We start from the raw sequence: 21,950 nt of genomic DNA, 5'->3' as shown, positions 1-21,950 counted from the left end.
AATGCGACACGTCGAACACGACATCCCCAGCAACCGCTTCACTCGCCTCCTCATAGCCGTAGCCAGTCGATACCACAACCGAAACGGTCAACGTCGGATCGGCATCCGGCGGCGGCTCCACGACCACATCGGGTACCGGTGCAAAGGCGCTGTCCACGTCCACGAGATCGTCCATCCCGGACAGGACCACCGTGCCCTCGATGGTTACGTTCAGCTGGTTGCCATCCACCTGGCCTGCGCGAATCGCAGCGGCCCCGGCCTCGGTCAGAACCACCACCCAGTTACCCGAGCCGTCCTGAGCCAGCGCCAGGTAGGCTGTATCTCCACCCACGATGCTGTAGGCGATCGCCCCGGCCAGTGACGGGTCCAACCCGTCCAGATTCAGGACGTGAGACACATCGAAAACCACGTCACCCGCGGCGGCGTCATTCGCCTCTTCGTAGCCATACCCCGCTGTCACCGAAACGGATACTGCAAGGGTCGGGTTCGCGACAGGAGGGGGATCCACGGGCGGCGGATCGACAGGCGGCGGTTCCACCGGAGGGGGATCTACCGATGGATCGGTCGGTGGCGTACCGGGTGGAATGCCCGTCTCGACCGCTTCGCCCCCGGGAACCGCTACGGTCTCGCCCAAGGCATCCGGCCGATCGAAAGCGTTCACCGGGAACGTGTAGTTAATCGGCTCCACAGGCTCGCTAATGCGCGCGACGCGGACAAACCCGCCCCCTTCGCTCTCACCGCCCTCCAGGCCGGCTGCGGGAGGTGCGATCAGCGCATCCAGCGACTCACCCCGGTCGAGGGCGGCAATCACCTCTTCCGCCGTCGGGATCTCCGGATTATCGGCCCGCCCGCTCTCCGCCAGGGCCTCGCCCATCAGGGCCTGCTGGCCCTCGCCAAGCGAAACGCCGACACCGTCCATCCCTTCCAGTTCCACCGACGCGCCGCGCAGCGGGATCACTTCCTCGCCCGCATACACCGGATCGCCCACGCCAAGCACTCTCGAGTTGCCCTCGGCGTCCCGGGCTATCACCGTCCCGGTCAACGCCTGAACAGTAGCTACCACAGCATTCACAGCCATTCTCCCCCTCCTACGCCGATCCTGCAGACCGGCCCATACGAACGCTCTCGCGTCCCGTCTCGATCCAGTTGTTGCGCATCACCCGATTGAGCGACCACAGACACACTCGACCCTATCGAGCCTCGTCTACTTGCCGACGGGCCTAAAGCAGGCCTTCATCGTCTTCCACCAGGGTCAGACGTTGCGCCGAGGCGCGAAGATCCTTGCGCCCCAGCAGCTTCTTCTGTGCCGCCTCCGGCAAATCCGTAAACCGGATCACGCCTTTGTCCGTGAGCACCTCGACCAAGTCCTCCAGCACGCGAATCAGCTCCAGGTCGGAGGCCTGCAACGCCGCCGGCGCTGCCTCGCCATCATCCTCGCCGAGAAACGCCAACACCTCCGGTGCATCCGCTGCCACGAACTCCGTGCAATCGGCATTCGCCTCGCGGCTCACCTGGTCAATCCTGCCTTCCGTATCCCGTCTCACATACATGCGCGGCCCCTCCGGCCGTTTCCGACTCAGCTTCCCAGACTACACCCCCAGACACGAAAAAGCCCCGCCGATCCAGACCGGCGGGGCTCCCAACACGACCGCTTACTGGTCGATTTTCAGCTGGTCATTACTCAGCAGGTGATTAATCACTTCTTGGGATGTGGTCGCACCCCCGAAGTCACTGAACGACTTGCCTTCGAGGCGAATGGTCTGATTGGCATTGGCGTTACTGTTATCGACGTCCAAGTCACCCGTCGAGCTGATGTACAGCACCGTGTCAACGCCGTCCTGCTCGGCATTGATGTATTCAGCAATGTTGCCTTCGTTTTCGCCCTGAAGGAGGTCCTTGAGGTCGAGAACATTATTCCCATTGCCGAAGTCCGTAATGACATCGTTGGCCGGATCGCCTTCGGTTCCCTCATCGCGGGCATTCCAGCGGAAGATATCGTCTCCAGCCCCACCGGTCAGGATATCGTCTCCAGCGCCGCCGATCAGGATGTCGTCGCCGTCCCCACCGAGTAGCGTGTTGTCCTCGCTGCTGCCTACGAGGATAACGCTCTCTTCACTATCGGACTGATCCAGCACCTGGCCCGGCTCAGCGAAGAACTGGAGGGTCCCATCCAGATCGTCGTTGTCACCATCAACCGCCGTGAAGCCAACATCGAAAGGCACACCCTCCTCGGTAACACTCACCAGCTCGGTCGTCCCAATGCCATTGATCGCAGTATCAGTACCTACGTTCTTGATCGTAACCTTACTAAGGAATTCGCCTTCCGGTGCCTCGAAGTTCACAAATTCAACGTTTTCAGACGTTCCGCTCTTCTGTTCCCCATTTGTGTAGATTACCGTGTACTCCACCTCAGTCGTCCCAGAAAATCGAATCTCCAAGGAGCTAAATAGGTTGGGATCACCGCTTTCAGCCGTATCATCGAGATCAAAGGTAACGCTATCGTTCACACTGTACTCGGGGGTACTAACACCGAACTCATTCGCATTCGAATTCAGTCGATTCGCTTGTGCTCCGTTCGCCTCGCTCGTTCCAGAGATCCGGATCGCCCAGGAATCCGAGCCAAGATCGGTCGAGAATTCTCCACTATCAGTGACATAAAAGAAGTCTTTTGGTCCACTGGCATTTTCGAAATTACCCTCCGAGATGTCCCGATCAACCGACGTAGTCAGGTCAATAGGACCAACCTGCTCAAACGTGTAGGAACCATCCGGGTGGCCAGTCAGTGTGAAGACCAAATCGCCATCTTCGCCGGCGAAGCCCTTGAGCACCGAACTATCGACCCCTTCGTAGTGTAGTGACACACCACCGGACGAAAGACCTTCGGGCGCCTTCGTCCATTTTAGTTCTGCCCCATCCTGATCGGCCCCCATTTGTACGGCCGCACCCTGGAAAACAGCCTCGCCGGTGTTCTCAAAAGTCACCACACGCGAGTCATCAACCGGCATATCGTCCACTATCGTGACGTCAATGCTGTTCTCGACCGTGCGGTCGTCATCATCCAGCACTGTCACAGTGATAGCATCCTTCTCCAACTTGTCCCGACCCTCGTCCGGGTGGTCCGCAGCCTCAGTCAACTCGTAGCTGTAGTTGACGGTATAGGTTCCGTCTCCGTCGTCAGTGAAGCTGGTGATCGACAACACCCCCTTGGTGGTGTCGATGGTCAGCGGATCAGACTCGGACGCCCCATTGAGCGCGTCGATGTCGAATAGCTCGTTGAAATCCGTACCAGCGTCCGCGTCACCTCCGGCGAACGTTAGGCTCGCCAGGCCCGAAACGGCGGTAATAGTAAAGCTTCCACCACTGGTAGTACCCGCATCATCCGGTGCATCATCCACGACGCCGGTGCCACCCTCAAGGAAAGCCTCGTAAACGATGGCGTCACCACCAGCGCCCACCAGCCCTTGGATGCTAGGTGCAGGGATGACTTCGATCGTGGCGGTGTCGCTGGCCGTGCGGCCGTCACCATCGCTGGCGGTGACTTCGATCTGCGGCAGCTCGTTGCCGCCATTCACGTGATCCGCACCCGCTTCGGTCAGGGTCACCGTCCCGGTGGCCGGATCGATCGCGTAGAAGCCAGCCTCATTGCTGTTCCCGGTGAACGCGTAGTCCAGCCCTGCACCCAGCGGATCCGAACTTTCCGTGATGGTGGCGACTTCATTGCCTGCCTCAGCATTGCCTTCCAGCAGGTCATCACCCGCCGTCAAGGTGATCGATGGCCCCCCGACCGTGCCGATCGTGGCGGTGTCGCTGGCCGTGCGGCCGTCACCATCGCTGGCGGTGACCTCGATCGTCGGCAGCTCGTTGCCGACATTCACGTGATCCGCACCCGCTTCGGTCAGGGTCACCGTCCCGGTGGCCGGGTCGATCGCGTAGAAGCCAGCCTCATTGCTGTTCCCGGTGAACGCGTAGTCCAGCCCTGCACCCAGCGGATCCGAACTTTCCGTGATGGTGGCGACTTCATTACCTGCCTCAGCATTGCCTTCCAGCAGGTCATCACCCGCCGTCAAGGTGATCGATGGGGCAGCGACTTCTTCCGGTTCGTCTTCTACCGGTTCGTCTTCTACCGGTTCGTCTTCTACCGGTTCGTCTTCTACCGGTTCGTCTTCTACCGGTTCGTCCTGCTCTGGATCATCCACAGTCGGCTCATCCACTGCCGCAGTATCTGCAGCGGCCAGTATGGCCCCGCCATCCGGGCCCTCACCCGCGCCACGGAGCGCGTTGGAGTCATAGGCGTAGGTGACCTCGCCCACTTCCTCGGAGCCGCGCGCGATACGGACGAAGCTACCGCCCTCACCGGCGACACCGCCGTCCAGACCGGCGGCCGGGGCCTCGATCAGATCGGTGATGTCTTCTCCCCGATCCAGAGCCGCAATGATCTCCTCAACGGTGGCGTCGGCCACCTCGGCGTCCTGGGGTTCGGGTTCGGCGGATTCGGCAAGGTCCGGGGTGATGGTGGCCGATTCGTTGCCGGCCAGCGTCATGGTGGACCCGTCCTCGAAGGCCATTTCGATGAAGGCGCCGTCTTCGGCGATCACTTCTTCGCCATGGAAGATTTGGTCGCCCGGCTGCAGGACGCGGGTGTTGCCGTCCTCGTCCCGCGCAATGACAGTGCCGACAATGGATTCAACGGTCGCTACGACGACTTCGGACATGACGATCCCCTTGGATACGGTACTAGTTGAAAGTTTTTGCTGGATAAGATGCTAGGGAAGCAGCCGCTGGCGCGACAGCTGTACTGAAGTACAGGGGGGCAGAAGGAACGGCCGTAGGACTCGACCGGGAAAACCAGATGCACTCGTAACGATGTGGGTCTCGATTTCGGGCGAGATGATTCGCCACATCCACGAACCGAGCGAGTCGAGCCCCGAAGGCGAGCCACCCGTCAGGCGGCGCGGCCCGCAGGATGGTCATGTGGGTCGCGAACCCCATCACCCCCGGACGACGACCAGAAGGATCGCCTGGACCGGATCAGGCCGTGGGCCAGGACTCGCGCAGACGCGTAAGGTGCAGGACGAGCTGGACGCGATCGTCGACGTTGAGCTTCTTGAAGACCGAACCTAGGTGCATCTTGACCGTGCGCTCGGTCATCCCGAGCTGGCGTGCGATTTCCTTGTTGTGCGCGCCTGTGGTCACGGCAAGGGCGACCTGGCGTTCGCGCGGGGTCAGTTCCTCGAAGCCCTCGGGCGGTGTTTCCGGATCACGCGGCTGCGCGCTGCGCACTGTGCGGATCATGCGGGTCATCAAATCCGGGCCCACCCACAGACCGCCCCCGGTGACGGTGGCTGCAATCGTTCGCAGCTGGGCGACGTTCGCCAGGGTGTGGCAGTAACCGTGCGCGCCGGCGTCGAAGGCACGGATGCCTTCTTCGTCGTTCGGGTGGCGGGAGTGCACGATCACGCGGTGCACCCGCGTGCGCTGCTTGACGTGCTGCTCCCAGTCGGCCAGATCCGTGCCCACCCAGCACGCCTCGGCGCCCTCGGGCAACGCCGCGGGAAACGGCGGCCGGAGTACCTGCGCGTCCGGAAACGCCGCCTCCCAGCGCGGCGACGGCCGCGAATCTCGATCGATCAGGAAGATCTGCATGTCTCTCAGCGCTCCGTAAAGGCCAGATCGCCCGCGCGGAGGATCGGCTTCAGCAGGTACTGCAGGATCGTTCGCCGACCGGTGATGATATCCACCTGGGCGACCATGCCGGTCATGATCTGATGTTCGTCGTCAAAGCCGGTCTCTTCGGTCCGCACGCGGACCTTGTAGAAGGTGTTGCCATCGTCGTCCGTGATCGTGTCCGGGCTGATGTGTTCGACCGTCGCCTCCAGCCCGCCATAGATCGCGAAGTCATACGCCGTGAACTTCACCCGCGCCTGCAGGCCCGGCCGTAGATAGGCGATATCCTGTGGCGATACTCGGGCCTCGATCAGGAGTTCGTCCTCCAACGGGACCACCTCCGCCACCTCGCGCCCCGGCGAGATCACGCCGCCCCGAGTGGTCACGAACATCCTCTGCACAATCCCGGTCATCGGGGAGCGCACCTCGGACAGGCGCACACGGTCCTCGAGCCCTTCGGTCCCCTCGGCCAGCTCCTGCAGGCGTCCAAGCGTGTCGGCCAGCTCGGCGCGCCACTGGTTGCGGAAATTGAGCCGCACCTCGCGGATCTTCTCTTCCGCCTCCTCGATGGCGGCATTCAGGCGGGCGATCTGCGCCGTAGCCTGGTCGCGATCCCCACGCGCGTTGGACACCTCCCGCTGCAGGCGGAGCACTTCCACCTCTGAAACCGCCCCGCTTTGAACCAGCGGCTCGGTAACGTCCAGTTCCCGGCTGGCCAGTTCCAGTGCCCGCACAGCCTGGGTGCGGCGCGCCCGTACCTCGTTCAACTCCTCCTGGCGCTGGCGCATCTGTTCCTCGGCAATCCGGATGCGCGAGTTCAGTTCCGCCAGGCTTTCTTCATACAGTTGCTGTTCCTGCTCGACGATAGCGGGTGGGCCCTGCTGCAAGTCCGGCGTAACCAGGAAGGGCGTATCCGAAAGCAACGCGATCAGCCGGGCTTGCCGGGCGCGGAGCGAAAATTCGCTCGCGCGCGCTTCGCCCAGATCGGAAAGGAAGCGGGTGGGGTCGATCCGCACCAGGACATCGCCGCGCTCAACGACGTCACCCTCGCGCGCCAGAATCTCCGAGACCACACCCCCATCCATCGATTGCAGCACCTGGAGGTTCTGTGAGGGGATCACGCGCCCATCGCCCCGCGCGACCTCGTCGATCTCCGCCACCGAGGCCCAGTACACGAGCAAGGCCAGCGTCACCAGAATCCCGTACAGCAGCGCACGGGCGCGCAAGGGCTTCTCCTGGATCTGGGTCCAGTCGGCATCCGAAGCCCAGTTCCGGTGGTCCGAGCCCCCCTTGGCCAGCCAGGGCCGAAAGATCCGGTCCACCATGGGCGCGCCAACCTTGCCGGCGCGATCCATCCCGCGCCCGAGGTCTTCGAACCCCTGTCCTTCCTTTCGCTTGCTCACGCCTGTGCCTTCCCGACGCGGCCTTCCCGCAGGGCCTGGACGACCTGGTCCTTCGGCCCATCCGCCACCACGCGGCCCTGATCCAGCACGATAATGCGGTCCACCAGTTCGAGCAGCGAAGTGCGATGGGTCACGATCACCGCCGTACGGCCCTCCATGAATTCGGCCAGGCGACGCTTCATCGCCTGCTCAGTCGAGTTGTCCATGGAGCTGGTAGGTTCGTCCAGCAGGAGCATGTTCGGCTCGTGCAGCACCGCGCGGGCCACCCCGACACTCTGTTTCTGGCCTCCCGACAGGCGCCCGCCGCGTTCCCCGACCTGCATGTCGATGCCCTGCGGATGGGTGTTGATCAGGTCCTCGATACCGGATATCCCGATCGCCTTCCGGATCGCCTCGTCCGACGCCAGCGGATCACTGGCGACCAGGTTTTCCCGGAGGCTGCCGTAGAACAGCGTCACTTCCTGGCCCACATACCCCATGGAACGACGCAGCTCCGCCGGGTCGAGCTGACGCACGTCGATGCCGTCGACCATCACCGCGCCGCCAGTCGGCTGGTACAGGCCCATGATCAGCTTGGCCAGTGTGCTCTTGCCGGAGCCCACCCGCCCCAGGATCGCCACATGCTCCCCCGGCTGGATGCGCAGCGAGACGTTGCGCAAGGCCGGGTTGGGCTGCTCGGGGTAGGCAAAATCCACATTGCGGAACTCGATCGCCCCCTCGAAGCGATCACGGCTGAGGAAATTGGATTCCGGTGGCCGCTCCACCGGCAGCGTCATGATCTCGTTAAGGGAGCCCAGCGCGGTGGAAGCCTGGTGATACTGCATCAACAGCCCCGCGGTCTGGCTGATCGGCGCCATGGCCCGGGAGGAAATCAGGTAGGCGGCAATCAGGCCGCCCATCGACAGATCGCCCTCCATCAGCAGGAACACCCCGAGGACAATAATGGCCACCCCGACCGTGTGCTGCGCCCATAGCGCGGTATGGGTAACGCTCGCCGTGAGCAGGCGATTCTGCGCGCTGGTACGGGCCAGGTGGGCCGTCGAACGCTCCCAGGTCGCCTGGACTCGCCCCTCGGCGCTCAGCGCCTTCAGGGTTTCCGCACCGGCAAGGCTTTCCACCAGCGTGGAGTTGCGCTGCGCTGCAACGCGGTAGCTCTCCTCCGCCAGCGCATGCAGCTTGCGGTGGATCGCCGTCGCGTACAGCAGCAGCACCAGCGCACCAATGACCACCGGTACCGCCAGCGGCCAGGCGATCAGCGCGATGATCGCAATGAACAACAGCGAAAAAGGCAGATCGACAAAGGCGATGATCGTCGCCGAAGAGATGAAGCTGCGCACCGACTCGAACGCGCCGATATTGGACGCGAACGAGCCCACCGAGGCCGGCCGATGCTCCATGCGCAGCCCCAGCACCCGCTCCATGATGTGCGAGGACAGCTTTACGTCCGCCCGCATCGCGGCCTTGTCGACAAAATGACTGCGCATGGTGCGCAAGATCAGGTCCGCGATCAGCACGATCACCACGCCCGCGGCGAACATGAAGAGTGTTTCCGTCGCGTGGTTGGGGACGACGCGGTCGTACACGTTCAGCACGAACAGCGGCATCGCCAGGGCAAAGAGATTGATCATGACCGCCGCCACGAGCACGTCGCGGTACAGCGGCCGATTCTCGCGAATGACCCGCCAGAACCAGTGCCCCTTGTCTTCCTTCGACACGCGTGGCGCCCGCGCGTCCATCCGGAATTCGGGGCGAACGTAGATCGCGCGGCCCAGATAGCGTGCCTTCAGGCGGTCGAGCGGGACTTCGATCACCGCGTCACCCACCTCCGGGTCGACGACGCGGGCCACGCTCTTGTCCTCGTTCCACCCCACCAGGACCCAGGCCTCGTGGTTGTCGAGCAGCAACAGCGCGGGCAGGAGGTCCTCTTTCAGCGCCCGCGGCTCGCGGCTCACCGTGCGCGTGGTCATGCCGGCGCGCCGGGCCGCACGATCCACCAGCGCCGGGCTGAGACGCCCGTCTTCCAACGGAAGGCCAGCACGGGCCGAGTCCGCCGTCAGGTTCAGGCCATGGGTACGCGCGATGAGAATCAGCCCCCCTAGAAGGGGGTCGGGACGATCGCTCCCATCCAGGACCGGTAGGGACTCCGTGGCGGCCGTTGCACCGACCGCAGGTTCTGCCGCGGCCCCTTGCTCGCCCGACTCCGGCCCGGCGGTGTCGTCCCGTTCATCGTGATCTTGGCGGTTGATAGGTATTCCTCGGAAGGCAGCTTCATCGCGGGAGGCGCGACCGATCCATCAACGCCCCCCGGTAACGTTAACCACGTCACAACCTTGCCCCGCACGGCCTCACAGCACAAGGCGGCCGCCCTCCCCCAACTCACGGCGAGCTAACGCCCCGGCGGGCACGAAAGAAACGGCGTAGCCGCTCGCCCGCCTCTTCTCCCCGAACACCGCGTAAAACCTCGATATGATGGTTGTGAGAGGGATGTTCAATCAGGTCCAGGGCGCCGCCGGCAGCCCCCGTCCGGGGGTCGGTGGCGCCGAAAACCAGGCGCCCCACCCTCGCGTGAATCATGGCTCCGGCACACATACTGCATGGCTCCAGGGTCACATAGAGCGTGGTACCCGGAAGCCGGTAATTCCCCAGTCGTTCGCCTGCCGCGCGCAACGCGCGGATCTCGGCGTGGGCGGTCGGGTCGTGCTGCGCGATGGGGGCATTGTGACAGGACGCCAGACAGGTTCCGTCGGCGGCCACCAGCACGGCCCCGACCGGGACCTCGCCCGATTCGGCGGCACGTTCGGCCTCCTCCAGGGCCCGAGCCATCCAGAAGTCGTGGGCCTCCGGTTGCTCCGGCCGAGGTCCATCGGCCCCGGCGGGCGCCGGACTAGCGTCCGCCATCGGCCTGCGGGCCGGGCTCGGCCAGCGCCGCCTCGATCGCGGGCACCAGGTCGGCCGGCTTTTTCTGCGGGGCAAACCGGTCAATCACGCGACCGTCGCGGCCGACCAGGAACTTGGTGAAATTCCACTTGATGCCCTGCGTGCCGAGGGCACCCGGCGCCTGTGCCTTGAGGTGCCGGTAGAGCGGATGCGCACCGTCCCCGTTCACTTCGATCCTGGCGAATACCGGGAACGAGGCCCCGAATTTCACCCCGCAGGCCCGAATCTGGTCCGCATCACCCGGTTCCTGCCCGCCAAACTGGTTGCAGGGAAACCCCAGCACCCGGAGCCCTTGTTCGGCGTAGCGATCATGCAGGGCCTGCAGGCCCTCGTACTGGGGGGTAAAACCGCACTCGCTCGCGACGTTCACGATGAGCAGGACATCGCCCCGCCAGTGGGCCAACGGCTGCTCGCCCCCCTCCGGCAACGGCGCGGAAAAGTCGAAGACGTCGCTCATTCGCGGGCCTCCCCTTCGGCTTCGCGCAGCAGTTCGTGCTCCAGCTCCGCGAGGACATCAGCGGTCGCCTGCGACAACGCGGAGACCAGGCGCGCCGCCGAACGCCGGTCGATGGTGTGTTGTGCCTCCATATGGGCCAGACGGGAACGTTCCGCCGTGCGCAACTGCGTGCGAAGGCCGACGCGACCCATTCCCCGCACGGGGTCATCCGCACCCGCCTCCGGGAGCGCGTCCAGGTTCGCACCGTCCAGATCGCCGTACAGGGCCGTTACCAGCAGGTGAAGCTGCACCGCGGGTCGCCCCTCGGCCCAGACGTCGGATGCGTTGTCGACCAGTTCGATGGCCGCACCCTCCCGCGTCCAGCGCTCGCGCAACAACTGCTCGATCTGATCGGCCGGGGTCAGAAACCATTCGTTGTAGTAGTCGGATTCGTAACGATGGTCGCCCAGACGATAGACCAACCCCTTGCCGGAGTAGGCGGGTGCCACGCGTACCGAACCCAGCTCGACCGCCAGGGGACGATCCGTTTCGGTCTGCAGGGGGGCCGGTTCGGCCGGCAGCTCCAGCAGGAACCATGACCGGTCCACCGCCTCGCGCTCGGGAATCAGCGTGCACCCGCCCAGAAGCCAGGCCGTCAGCAGCACTGCGGGTAAGGTCCATCGGATCATCAGCTACTCCTCGTCCATCGTGCTGCGCGGCGGCGGCGCACCAAACAGTGCACCGCCCGGATTGCGGCGGACATCGTCCGACAGGCTGCGCAATCCACCGATCGCGGCCTGCAGTTCGTCGAGGGTTTCCAGCAACTTGCCCTCGCTCACGTCCATTCCCCGATTCAGGCGCTCCACCATCGAATCCATCCGGTCCACCAGGCGGCCGACGTCCGCGGCCTCGGCCGTCTCGCGCAATTCGCGCAGCGCGGCGCGGGTCTCGCTGGGCAGTGCCTGGGTATCCGGGTGCTCGACCAGACGCTCCACCGACTCCATCACCCGGTTCGCCGTTCGCGCCGTGGCCTTCAGTTCCTCGATCATCTCATCCGCCTGCCCGGCCAGGCGCTCGGTGTCGAGGTCGCCGATGGTCGAATCCACTGTGACCAGCAGGTTCGTCAGGTTGTCGACGACCCCCTCGATATCCAGCTCGTCGATGCGGCGCAGGAAATTTTCCGCGTACTCCAGAAACTGCATCGCGGTACTCGGTGACGACGGGATGTAGATCGCCTCCGGCTCCCAGTCATGGACCAGCGGCGGGTGCGCCCCCGGGTCCGCGAAGTCGGCCTCGAGGTAGTTCATGCCGGTGATGCCCTGGGCCGCCATGCGGACCCGCAACCCGGCATCGATCAGCGTCTGGAAGACATCGGCCCGGAACTCGCCCTCCTGCGCGCTCGCGGCGAAGCGGTCGGGATACAGCCTTGCCCGCACCATCACGTAGCGCTTGCGGTCGCGCGGGGCCACGTCGGATTCGTAAACCACCGAGGTGAACGTCAGATCGGTCACCTCGCCAATGTTTACCCCGCGGAACTTCACCGGCGCGCCGATCTCCAGTCCCTGGATCGAGGAGTCCATGTAGGTCTCGATCTGGATCGACGGGCGCAGCAGGTTACCCGCGGTCAGGATCAGCAACGCCGCCACCAGCGCCGCCAGACCGCCGAGAATGAAAAGCCCCAGCCGGAAATGATGTCGGGCACTCATGCGGGCCTCTCCTCGTCGGAATCCGTCCGCCGCAGGAAACGCTGCACCCACGGATGGTTCGATGTATCGCGCAGGGTGGCCGGGTCACCCTCGGCCGCAATCCCCTGACTCTCCTTGTCGAGCATAATCACCCGGTCGGCGATCGCAAAAATGCTGGCCAGCTCGTGACTGACGATCACGATGGTCATGTCCAGGGTGCGGGCCAGACGCTGGATCAGCCGGTCCAGGTCCGCCGAGGTGATCGGGTCGAGCCCCGCCGAGGGCTCGTCCAGGAACAGGACCTCCGGGTCCCGCACCATGGCCCGCGCAATCGCCGCGCGCTTCTGCATGCCGCCGCTGATCTCCGACGGCATGAAGTCGGCAAACGCGCCCAGCCCCACCAGTTGCAGGCGGGCCCGCGCGATCGCGTCGATCGCCTCGCGTGGCAGATCAGTATGCACCTCCAGCGGCAGACGCACGTTCTCCAGCAGCGTCATCGACCCGAACAGCGCGCCCATCTGGTACATCACGCCGACCCGCTGGAGGATCGCCTCGCGCTGCGCACCGTCGGCCTCCGCGATATCCGCGCCCGCCACCCAGATGTGTCCGGCCAGCGGCTGGTAAAGCCCGATCATGTGCTTGAGCAGCGTACTCTTGCCACTACCGGAACCGCCGAGAATCACGAAAATCTCGCCCCGGCGCACGTCGAAATCCAGATCGCGCATCAGCACCAGATCGTCGAAGCCCATGGTCAGGCCCCGGACGCGGATCACCACATCGGCGTCCTCGCTCACCCTGGCCATCCCCGAGTCCGTCATGCCTCAGACCCCCAGATGGTAGAACAGCACGGCGAACACACCGTCCAGCACCACGATCAGGATAATGGACGTCACCACCGCACTGGTGGTCGACAGCCCCACCGAGGCGGCCCCGCTGCCGGTCTGCAGCCCGCGCAGGCACCCCACTCCCGCAACTACCAGACCGAACACCACGGCCTTGACCAGGCCGGAAACCAGGTCCGAAAGTGTCAGCGCGGATGTGACCTGATTGAAGAACGCCACCCACGGGATGCCGAAGCCCTGCATCACCACCGCGGCGCCGATCAGGCCGATCATGTTGGCGTACAGCGCCAGCAGCGGTGCCACCAGCAAGCCGGCCAGCACCTTGGGCAGCACGAGAAAGCGCATCGGGTCCAGCCCCATGGTCTTCAGGGCGTTCACCTCCTCGTTCACCTTCATCGTCCCGATCTCGGCCGCGAACGCCGCCCCCGAGCGGCCCGCCAGAAGGATCGCCATCATCAACGGGCCCAGTTCCCGGAACAGCGAGACCGCCACCAGGTTCGCCACGAAGATCTCGCCGCCGAACTGGCGCATGGCGATGGCCGACTGGAAGGCCAGAATCACCCCCAGCAGGAAGGCAATCAGCGAGACGATCGGCAATGCCTGAAAGCCCGCGGCCTCCGCCACGCGCAGGGTATCGCCCCAGCGCACCTGGCGCGGATGACGCAGCGAGCTGCCGATCGCGCGGGTCAGCTCGCCGACGAACGAGAATTGCGAATGCGCCGCCTGTCCCACCCGGTCAATGCCGTCCAGCAGCCCCGGCCACCAGCCACGCCCATGCACCCCGCGCGCCGGTTCGACCGACTCCAGCTCGCGATACGGAGCCAGCTGCTCCCGCACCATCCGGCCCATGCCCTCGAACCAGACCTCGGCACCCCCCGTCGCCAGGTCCTGCTCCAGCGCGTGCAGAAGGGCCGCCCCCGCACCGTCGCAGTACTCGACCCCGTCCAGGTCCACGGATACCGCACCCGCCCCCTGACGGGCCAGTTCGCGGGCACGGCGGCGCAACGGGCCCCAGTGCCGCTCCACCGCGTGCACATCCAGCCGCCCCGCCAGGCGCAGGCGGGGCCCAGGCTCGGCTGTGGCATCATATTCGAACGGGTGTTCCGCACCGGCGGCCGTGGAATCCATCGCGTGACTCGCGGAGAACGTGTCTTCATGGTAGCCGCATCCTGGTACCTGGAACCATTCGCCGGTGAAGTACTCTTCACGGCAGACTGCCAACCCATCCGCCGCAACCAACAACGAGGCTCGAATGTCATCGGCCAAGGACACCCTGCAACAGGTAGAACACGCACTGAACGAGGTCCTCCTTGGCAAACCCGAGCCGGTGCGCCTGGCACTGGCCTGCCTGCTGGCCAACGGGCATCTGCTGATCGAGGATCAGCCCGGTGTCGGCAAGACCACCCTGGCCCACGCGCTGGCCCGCGCGATGAACCTCGAGTACCAGCGCGTCCAGTTCACCAGTGACCTGCTGCCCGGCGACGTCCTGGGGGTCTCCGTCTTCGAGCAGGGTAGCGGCCAGTTCCGCTTTCACCCCGGTCCGGTCTTCACCCAGGTGCTGCTGGCCGACGAGATCAACCGCGCCCCGCCAAAGACGCAAAGCGCCCTGCTGGAGGCGATGGAGGAGCGCCAGGTGAGCGTAGAGGGAGCCACCCGCGAGCTGCCCGTGCCGTTTTTCGTGATCGCTACCCAGAACCCGGAGGAGCAGGTCGGCACACACCCGCTGCCGGAGTCGCAGCTCGACCGCTTCCTCATGCGCATCCAGCTCGGATATCCGGACGCCGGGGCCGAACGGGCCCTGCTGGAACGCAGCGGCCCCACCTCCAAGGCCGCTCCGGCCCAGGAGACCCACCCGAGCCCCCCCAGCCTGGCGGCACCACACCAGCTGCGCGAGTGGCAGGACCGCGTGGCCGAGATCCACGCGGACGGGGCGGTCCTGGATTACCTGCAGGGACTGCTGAGCGCCAGCCGGGACCGCGCGCGGTTCGCCCACGGCCTGTCGCCTCGCGCGGGGCTCGGGCTGCTGCGCGCCGCGCGGGCGCATGCCTTCCTGGATGGCCGCGACTACACCACCCCGGACGACATTGCCCGCGTGCTGCCTTCGGTCGCCGGCCACCGTCTCCGGGCACGCGAGCCGGAAGCCCCCGGACGCACGGTTTCGCGCCTGATGGAATGCGTCCCGACTCCGTGACCCAACCCGGCCCGGCACGCCGCCGCGCACGCCTGCGCGATGACGCGATCCGCTGGATCACCCGGCGCCACGCCCAGGACGGCGAGCAGGCGCGCCTGGGGCGCGACCGTATCTACATTCTGCCCACACGGGCCGGCTACACCCTGCTCGGCATCATCCTGGTGATGCTGCTGGGCTCGATCAACTACTCCAACAACATGGCGTTCCTGCTCACCTTTCTGCTGGTAGGCATCGGTCACAACGCCATGTGGTACACCCACCGCAACCTGCTGGGCCTGCAGGTCTCCACGCTCCCGGTCCCGCCGGTGTTCGCCGGCCAGCCGGTTGCCCTTCCGCTGCGCCTGACAGAGACCGCTGGCCGCGCCCGCGAGGCCGTGGTCCTGCGCATCGGGGGCAACGCCACGGCGCCCTTTCCGGTCCCGGCCCGGGGCACGCACAGCGCCCGACTGGACCTGCCCGGGCTTGCACGCGGGATCTACCGCCTGCCCCGCCAGCGCCTCGACACGCGCTACCCCCTGGGCATCCTGGAGGCCTGGAGCTGGCTGACCCTGAATCCGGAGATCGTGGTCTACCCCGCCCCGATCGACCCCGGCGCGGCCACGGGTGGAACGGGCGAAGACGATCCACACACCCGGGACCGGCGCGAAGGCGACGCCCCGGACCAGATCCGGCCCTACCGTCCGGGCGACCCACCGGGCCGCATCGTCTGGAAGGCGTTCGCCCGCAGCGGGAAGCTGTATGTGCGCGAAGCCGCCGGTGGTCAGGGCGATCGTCTGTGGCTGGAATGGGACGCCATGCCCGCCACCGACACCGAGACCCGCCTGTCCATGCTCTGTCACCAGGTCCTCGCGGCACATTCCGAGGGTCGCACCTACGGCCTGCGCCTGCCCGACCAGACCCTGGACCCGGCCCAGGGGGTTACCCAGCGCGATCACTGCCTGCAGGCCCTTGCACGCTTTCGCGCCGACGTGGTCGAACTCGATCCGGAGCCGGCCACGTGAACCGGCCGGCCACCCCGCATGGGGACCTGCGCGGGCTCGACCTGGCCCTGATCGCCCTGCCGGTCGCCGCCCTGCCGCACGTCTGGCACCAGCCGCCCTGGATCACGGCCCTCGTTGTGCTGGCCATTGCCACCCGCGCATGGCTGCTCGCCACCGGCCGCGCCGCACCCTCCCTGGCCGTCATGAGCGTACTGGCGGTGATCGCCGGCGGCCTGACCCTTGCCCAGTTCGGGACGGTATTCGGACAGGAGGCCGGGACGGCCCTGCTGCTGGTGATGATCGCCTTCAAGCTGCTGGAGACCCGCAACCGCCGGGACATCGTCATCGCGCTGTTCCTCGGCTATTTCGTGGTCGTTACCACCTATTTCTTCGATCAATCGATCCTGATCGCGGCTTATTCCCTCCTGGCGACGGGCCTGCTCACGGCCGCGCTGATCCAGGTCCACGCCGGGCGTTTCATCCCCCGGCGACACCTGGCGCGGCAGGCCGGGGCCATGCTGCTGCATGCCCTGCCCTTCATGCTGATCCTGTTCTTCGTCTTCCCGCGCATCGAGGGCCCGCTGTGGGGGGATCCACAGCGCGAGGAAAGCGCGCGCACCGGATTGTCCGGCGAACTCAACCCCGGCGATATCGCCAGTCTGCTGCAGGACGAATCCACGGCCCTGCGAGTCGAGTTCGATGACGACGTGCCACCTCTGCGCGCGCAGTACTGGCGCGCCCTGGTGATGACGGATTTCGACGGCCGGCGCTGGTCCGCGGACGAAAACCGCTCGGTGATCGACCTGCCCGTCGCCGACGATGACGACCGCGTTGTCCACTACACGGCCACCCTCGAACCGACCCGGGCCCGCTATCTCCCCGTACTGGACTACCCAAGCGCCCTGCCGGAAGACGCCGATCTGCGCGCCAACTATCAGGTCCTGCGCGATCGCCGCATCACCAGCCGGATCCAGTACAGCGCGGCGGCCGACCTCGTCAGCGCGCCGGGGGCCGGCGAGGCCGCGCTGGACCCGCAGGAGCGCGGCCGCGCCCTGCACCTGCCAACCTCCGCCGCACCCCGCGCGCGGGCCGAGGTCGCCTTGTGGCGTGCAACCCATGGCGACGACGACCGCGCCATCATTCAGGAGGCATTGCGCCGGTTCGCCAGCGAACCCTACCGCTACACCCTCCAGCCCCCGCGTCTGCAGGACGACACCACCGACCGGTTCCTGTTCGAGACCCAGGCCGGGTATTGCGAACACTATGCCTCCGCGTTCGCGGTGCTGATGCGGGCGGCCGGCATCCCCGCCCGGGTGGTCACCGGCTACCAGGGGGGTGCCTGGCAGACGCGCGGCGAATACCTGCGCCTGCGCAACGCCGACGCGCACGCCTGGAACGAGGTCTGGCTGGATGGCGAAGGCTGGGTGCGCGTCGACCCCACGGCCGCTATCGCCCCGGAACGCATCGAGCAGGGGCTTGCCGGCCTGGCCAGCGACACCGGCGAGGAGATTCCCGGTTTCCTCCGTCGGGGCGAAGGGCTTTCCTGGCTGCAGCGCGCGCGCTTCGGGCTGGAGGACTGGGGCGACTTCGTGCGTTTTCGCTGGGAGAGCTGGGTCCTGGCCTTCGACCCCGAACGCCAGCGCGAGTTATTCGCCCGCCTGGGGCTGGATGCCCAGGACTGGCGATCGGTGCTGATTGCACTCGGCGTCGGGTTTGGTGGCCTGGCCCTGCTGGCGTTCGCCTGGGTCTGGCTGCGTCGCCCGCGCCTGCGGCGCTCGCCCGCCGATCGCCTGCTCCAGAGGCTGTCGCGCCGCATCGCGCGCCACGACCGTGGCCTGGCGCGCCAGCCGCACGAACCCGTGGACGCCTGGACCCGACGTGTCCGCCAGGCACGGCCGGATCTGGCGGAGCCGCTTGCGGCCTTCGCCGGCGTCTACAACCACCAGCGCTTCGCCCCCCTGTCCCCGGATCAGAGATCCGATGACCTCGACCGCCTGCGCAGCTTGCTGCAACAGGTACCGCGCGGAAAGCCGCCCACCACCAAACCGCAGGCCGGGCGCGCATAACCCGCGACACGCCCCGCAAACCAATCGGGGCCGACCGGTCATGCAGACCCGGTCGGCCCCGTTCGCCGTTCACGATCCGGTTTTCCGGATCGAACCGTGTGACGCGCTATGCCGCGTCGTTGCGGAAGATGAAGTGGTGGCGGGCACCACGCCGCTCGTCCTGGCGCCGCGCAACTTTCTGCACCTCCGGACGGTTGGCGAACTGCGCCAGGGTAATCCCGTCCAGGAAGTCATACAGCTGCTGGCTGAGGTCGTCCCACAGTTCGTGGGTCAGGCAGCGATCGCCGTCCTGACAGTCCTTGTGGCCCTTGCAGCGGGTCACATCGACCGACTCGTCCACCGCCGTGATGATGTTCGCGATGCTGATCTGGTCCGCGCGCTTGGCCAGGCGATAACCACCGCCCGGGCCCCGCACACCTTCCACCAGATCGGCCTTGCGCAGCTTGGCGAACAGCTGCTCGAGGTAGGACAGCGAAATGCCCTGGCACTGCGAGATGTCGGCAAGCGTCACAGGTCCGATCCGGTCGTGAATCGCCAGATCCATCATGGCCGTCACTGCATAGCGGCCCTTGGTTGAGAGTTTCATGCTTGTTGCCTCCGAATAACCTTGAGTATGTGTCCTGCTCGACATCCGTTCGCAGGCTCGCATCCATTCTTAATTCCTGACAACACACGTCAGGAATAATTCCCGTCTTAGTTGACAGCACTAGTCGGGAATAATTCCCTTATTCTAGCAGGCGAATGGCCAAAAATCATGGAATGCTAACGCAGGTATTCAGAGCCACCCCGATGGCGGGAGTTCCCGGAGACCGCACCGCCGCATGATGCCTCCGGCATCGGCCTGAACGGGCTGGTTACCCCGGAGGCGTCACACAGCCCGGGCGGGCGCATGGCATGGAGCCGGAACGTCAGGCGCCAATCGCTTGCACGCGGGGCGCGTACTCCGGGGTGGCCGTCGCCCGGTTACCCGAGATCCGGCACGGCGGGACCGTCCAGAATCACCACCAGGGTCCCGACCGGGAGGCGCGGGAACAGCTCGATCACCTCGTCGTTGCGCATGCGCACACACCCTTCCGAGGCGGGCTCGCCAATGCGTCCCTCCTCGTCGGTGCCGTGGATATAGATGTACCGGCGCCGCGAATCGACATTGCCACCCCGGTTGATACCCGGCTCCAGGCCTTCCAGCCAGAGGATGCGCGAGGTGATGTTGTCGCGCGGGCTGCGGGTACCCGGCTCGGTCAGGATATCCGCGATCTGGCCGGTATTGCCCCGGGCCCGGAAGATCGTCCCTTTCGGGGCACCGTCACCGAAGCGTTCGGCAATTCGATGCAGGCCCAGCGGGGTCTTGAAGGTCCCCTCCTCGAAACCCACGCCGCGGGCCGAGGTGGACACATCGAAGATGTCGGTGACCCGCTCGCCCTCCCACACATACAGCCGCTGCTGGTCCACTCGGACCACCACGACCGGCACATCGTCGGCATTCGGGGCCCGCTCCCGGGCATCCCGCACCACGGGTTCGATCCATCGGAGACTGGGCAAGAGCACCTCGCGTCTACTTCTTGTTGGCCAGGTCCAGCACCTCGCCGGCCACCGGCGTATTCACCAGCCCATCACCGCGCAGGGCCGCCAGGTGCTCCAGGTAGTCCGGGGGCAGCCCGGTCACGTACTCCCCGGTGAAGACCGAGCAGTCGAACGTCTGGATGTTCTTGTTGCCGCGACGCACGGCCTTCTGCAGGTCCTCGAGATCCTGGTAGATCAGGCGGTCGGCGGCAATGGCCTCGCAGACCTGCTCCTCGTCGCGCCCATGGGCGATCAGCTCGTCGGCCGCCGGCATATCGATCCCGTACACGTTGGGATAGCGCACCGGCGGCGCGGCGGAGGCGAAATAGACCTTCTTCGCCCCAGCCTCGCGCGCCATCATCACGATCTCGCGCGAGGTGGTGCCGCGCACGATGGAATCGTCCACCAGCATCACGTTCTTGCCACGGAACTCCAGCGAGATCGCGTTCAGCTTCTGGCGTACCGATTTCCGCCGCTTGGTCTGGCCCGGCATGATGAAGGTACGACCGATGTAGCGGTTCTTGATGAACCCCTCGCGGTACTTGATGTTCAGTTCGTGCGCCATCTCCAGCGCCACCGTGCGCCCGGTGTCCGGGATCGGCACGATCACGTCGATGTCATGGTCCGGCCAGATGCGCCGGATCTTCTCGCCCAGCGCGGTCCCCATGCGCATGCGCGCGCGGTGGACAAACACGTTGTCGATCACCGAGTCCGGGCGGGCGAAGTAGACGTGCTCGAAGATGCACGGGTTCAGACGGGTCTCCGTGGCACACACGCGCGTATTGACCTCACCCTCGGGCGTGATGAACACCGCCTCGCCCGGCGCCAGGTCCCGCTCAAGATCGAAGCCCTGGGACTCCAGCGCGGCACTTTCAGAGGCGACCATCCATTCGCGCCCGCCCTCTTCGGCCTCGCGCGAGCCATAAACAATGGGCCGAATGCCGTGCGGATCGCGGAACGCCAGAAGACCGCCTCCGGCAATCATCGCGACCACCGCGTATGCGCCTTCGGCCCGCTGGTGCACGCGCTCCACCGCATCGAACACGGAATCCGGCGTCAGCCCGTTGTCGAGGAAGCGCAGCAGCTCCTGGGCGAAGACGTTCAGGAGGATCTCGGAGTCCGAGTCGGTATTGATATGCCGGCGATCCGTGGCGTACAGCGCCTGCTTGAGCTCGCGCGCATTGGTCAGGTTGCCGTTGTGCCCCAGCGTAATCCCGAATGGCGAGTTCACGTAGAACGGCTGCGCCTCGGCCGAGCTCGACGAACCGGCCGTTGGGTAGCGCACGTGGCCGATACCCATATGGCCCGTCAGGCTCTGCATGTGCTGGTTGTTGAACACATCGCGCACCAGACCGTTGTCCTTGCGCAGGTGCAGCCGGCCGTCATCGTCACAGGTCACAATGCCCGCGGCATCCTGCCCCCGGTGCTGCAGCACCAGGAGGGCGTCATAAAGGGGCTGGTTCACCGGGCTGCGCCCGACGATTCCGACAACTCCACACATACGATTTCAGGCTCCAGGGTTTTGCAAACGCTGACCAAATCCGTTCACGGCCTGCCAGCACAGGTTGCGCTGCCAATGCCGTTTGCAGCTCGCTTCTAGGGCGTCGCCGGTTCGTCGGCGTCGGGGATTACTTCTTCGACCGGCTCGTCGCTCGCCAGCAGGTCATGGATCTGGTCCTGCCAGCCTTCCGGCAACTGGGCAATCAGCCAGTCCACCAGGCGCTCGAACTCCGGGATCAGGCGGCTGTTTTCCCACCAGGACTCGTCCGGCATCAAGGTCAGCGAGGCAAGGAAGATCAAGACCGCCACCAGCAACACACCGCGCAGCAGTCCGAAGATCACGCCCAGCGAGCGGTCGGTACCGGTCAGGCCGCTGCCCTTGACCAGGCGGTTCGCCAGCACGCCGAGGATGCCGCCCACGATCAGGACGCCGATGAAGATCAGGGCGAAGCCAATGCCCAGGCGCAGGGTGGCATCCGAAACCGCCTGGGGGATTTGTTCCGCCACCTCGGCCGCGTAGCGAATACCCAGCCACACCCCCACGATCCACGTGGCGAGCGAAAAGGACTCGCGCACGAAGCCGCGGAAAAGGCTGATCAGCCCGGATACGACGATCAGGGCAATGATGACGAGGTCGATCCAGTTCACGGGGCCGGTATCGCGTTCTGAAGGGGCGCGTAGTTTAC

Annotated in this window: 19 protein-coding genes; 3 read left to right on the top strand and 16 right to left on the bottom strand. The window is 65.7% G+C overall.

Going from position 1 to position 21,950, the window contains the following annotated elements:
• The 12 genes from F817_RS0113110 to F817_RS0113055 all read right to left on the bottom strand — a co-directional run.
• The coding region (locus F817_RS0113110; RefSeq protein WP_231369424.1) for a retention module-containing protein at window positions 1-1,078 on the bottom strand (1,078 nt) is incomplete at its 3' end.
• A gap of 142 nt (window positions 1,079-1,220) precedes the next feature.
• Window positions 1,221-1,550 (bottom strand): hypothetical protein, encoded by a 330-nt coding sequence (locus F817_RS0113105; RefSeq protein ID WP_024328072.1) that lies wholly within the window; start codon window positions 1,548-1,550, stop codon window positions 1,221-1,223.
• A 102-nt stretch (window positions 1,551-1,652) separates the two neighbouring features.
• Entirely contained in the window at window positions 1,653-4,712 is a 3,060-nt protein-coding gene (locus F817_RS14450) for a retention module-containing protein (RefSeq protein WP_024328071.1), read from the bottom strand.
• Between the two features lie 316 nt (window positions 4,713-5,028).
• Window positions 5,029-5,643 (bottom strand): response regulator transcription factor, encoded by a 615-nt coding sequence (locus tag F817_RS0113095; RefSeq protein WP_019563532.1) that lies wholly within the window; start codon window positions 5,641-5,643, stop codon window positions 5,029-5,031.
• A 5-nt stretch (window positions 5,644-5,648) separates the two neighbouring features.
• The gene (locus F817_RS0113090; protein WP_024328070.1) at window positions 5,649-7,067 is read right to left on the bottom strand and encodes an HlyD family type I secretion periplasmic adaptor subunit; all 1,419 of its coding nucleotides are present in this window, start codon (window positions 7,065-7,067) and stop codon (window positions 5,649-5,651) included.
• On the bottom strand, window positions 7,064-9,196 hold the full coding sequence (locus F817_RS0113085) for a type I secretion system permease/ATPase (RefSeq protein WP_024328069.1): 2,133 nt from the start codon (window positions 9,194-9,196) through the stop codon (window positions 7,064-7,066). The genes F817_RS0113090 and F817_RS0113085 overlap by 4 nt, the downstream gene beginning before the upstream one ends.
• Window positions 9,197-9,443: 247 nt before the next feature.
• A complete protein-coding gene (gene tadA / locus F817_RS0113080; protein WP_024328068.1) occupies window positions 9,444-9,965 on the bottom strand; it encodes a tRNA adenosine(34) deaminase TadA in 522 nt (173 codons plus the stop codon).
• A complete protein-coding gene (locus F817_RS0113075) occupies window positions 9,952-10,461 on the bottom strand; it encodes a glutathione peroxidase (RefSeq protein WP_024328067.1) in 510 nt (169 codons plus the stop codon). Before F817_RS0113075 ends, tadA begins: the two co-directional genes overlap by 14 nt.
• The gene (locus F817_RS0113070) at window positions 10,458-11,129 is read right to left on the bottom strand and encodes a membrane integrity-associated transporter subunit PqiC (protein ID WP_024328066.1); all 672 of its coding nucleotides are present in this window, start codon (window positions 11,127-11,129) and stop codon (window positions 10,458-10,460) included. The genes F817_RS0113075 and F817_RS0113070 overlap by 4 nt, the downstream gene beginning before the upstream one ends.
• Before the next feature lie 3 nt (window positions 11,130-11,132).
• Window positions 11,133-12,146, bottom strand: a complete 1,014-nt coding sequence (locus tag F817_RS0113065) for an MlaD family protein (protein ID WP_024328065.1) — start codon at window positions 12,144-12,146, stop codon at window positions 11,133-11,135.
• The gene (locus tag F817_RS0113060) at window positions 12,143-12,943 is read right to left on the bottom strand and encodes an ABC transporter ATP-binding protein (protein WP_024328064.1); all 801 of its coding nucleotides are present in this window, start codon (window positions 12,941-12,943) and stop codon (window positions 12,143-12,145) included. The genes F817_RS0113065 and F817_RS0113060 overlap by 4 nt, the downstream gene beginning before the upstream one ends.
• Before the next feature lie 3 nt (window positions 12,944-12,946).
• The gene (locus tag F817_RS0113055) at window positions 12,947-14,095 is read right to left on the bottom strand and encodes an MlaE family lipid ABC transporter permease subunit (RefSeq protein ID WP_024328063.1); all 1,149 of its coding nucleotides are present in this window, start codon (window positions 14,093-14,095) and stop codon (window positions 12,947-12,949) included.
• 124 nt (window positions 14,096-14,219) lie between these two features.
• Between F817_RS0113055 and F817_RS0113050 the strand changes: the two genes are divergently transcribed.
• Genes F817_RS0113050 through F817_RS0113040 form a run of 3 tightly spaced genes read left to right on the top strand, consistent with a single transcriptional unit; the run spans window position 14,220 to window position 18,204 of the window.
• The gene (locus F817_RS0113050; protein WP_024328062.1) at window positions 14,220-15,158 is read left to right on the top strand and encodes a MoxR family ATPase; all 939 of its coding nucleotides are present in this window, start codon (window positions 14,220-14,222) and stop codon (window positions 15,156-15,158) included.
• Window positions 15,140-16,159: a DUF58 domain-containing protein gene (locus F817_RS0113045; protein WP_024328061.1), complete on the top strand. Its 1,020-nt coding sequence runs from the start codon at window positions 15,140-15,142 to the stop codon at window positions 16,157-16,159. Before F817_RS0113050 ends, F817_RS0113045 begins: the two co-directional genes overlap by 19 nt.
• Window positions 16,156-18,204, top strand: coding sequence for a DUF3488 and transglutaminase-like domain-containing protein (locus F817_RS0113040; protein WP_024328060.1), 2,049 nt, complete (start codon window positions 16,156-16,158; stop codon window positions 18,202-18,204). Before F817_RS0113045 ends, F817_RS0113040 begins: the two co-directional genes overlap by 4 nt.
• A gap of 106 nt (window positions 18,205-18,310) precedes the next feature.
• Here the strand turns inward: F817_RS0113040 and iscR are convergent, their stop codons facing one another.
• From iscR to F817_RS0113020, 4 genes are all read right to left on the bottom strand, one after another.
• Window positions 18,311-18,790, bottom strand: a complete 480-nt coding sequence (iscR, locus tag F817_RS0113035; protein WP_018145846.1) for a Fe-S cluster assembly transcriptional regulator IscR — start codon at window positions 18,788-18,790, stop codon at window positions 18,311-18,313.
• 377 nt (window positions 18,791-19,167) lie between these two features.
• Complete coding sequence (locus F817_RS0113030; RefSeq protein ID WP_024328059.1) at window positions 19,168-19,743, bottom strand: L,D-transpeptidase; 576 nt, start codon at window positions 19,741-19,743, stop codon at window positions 19,168-19,170.
• Between the two features lie 13 nt (window positions 19,744-19,756).
• Window positions 19,757-21,265 carry an amidophosphoribosyltransferase gene (purF, locus tag F817_RS0113025; RefSeq protein ID WP_024328058.1) on the bottom strand — a complete coding sequence of 503 codons (1,509 nt, stop codon included), beginning with the start codon at window positions 21,263-21,265 and terminating at the stop codon, window positions 19,757-19,759.
• 95 nt (window positions 21,266-21,360) lie between these two features.
• On the bottom strand, window positions 21,361-21,912 hold the full coding sequence (locus F817_RS0113020) for a CvpA family protein (RefSeq protein ID WP_024328057.1): 552 nt from the start codon (window positions 21,910-21,912) through the stop codon (window positions 21,361-21,363).
• Window positions 21,913-21,950: the final 38 nt, after the last annotated feature.

This window comes from Thioalkalivibrio sp. AKL19 (genome assembly GCF_000420165.1).
GTDB lineage: Bacteria > Pseudomonadota > Gammaproteobacteria > Ectothiorhodospirales > Ectothiorhodospiraceae > Thioalkalivibrio.
This window is presented reverse-complemented; position numbering and strand designations above follow the sequence as displayed.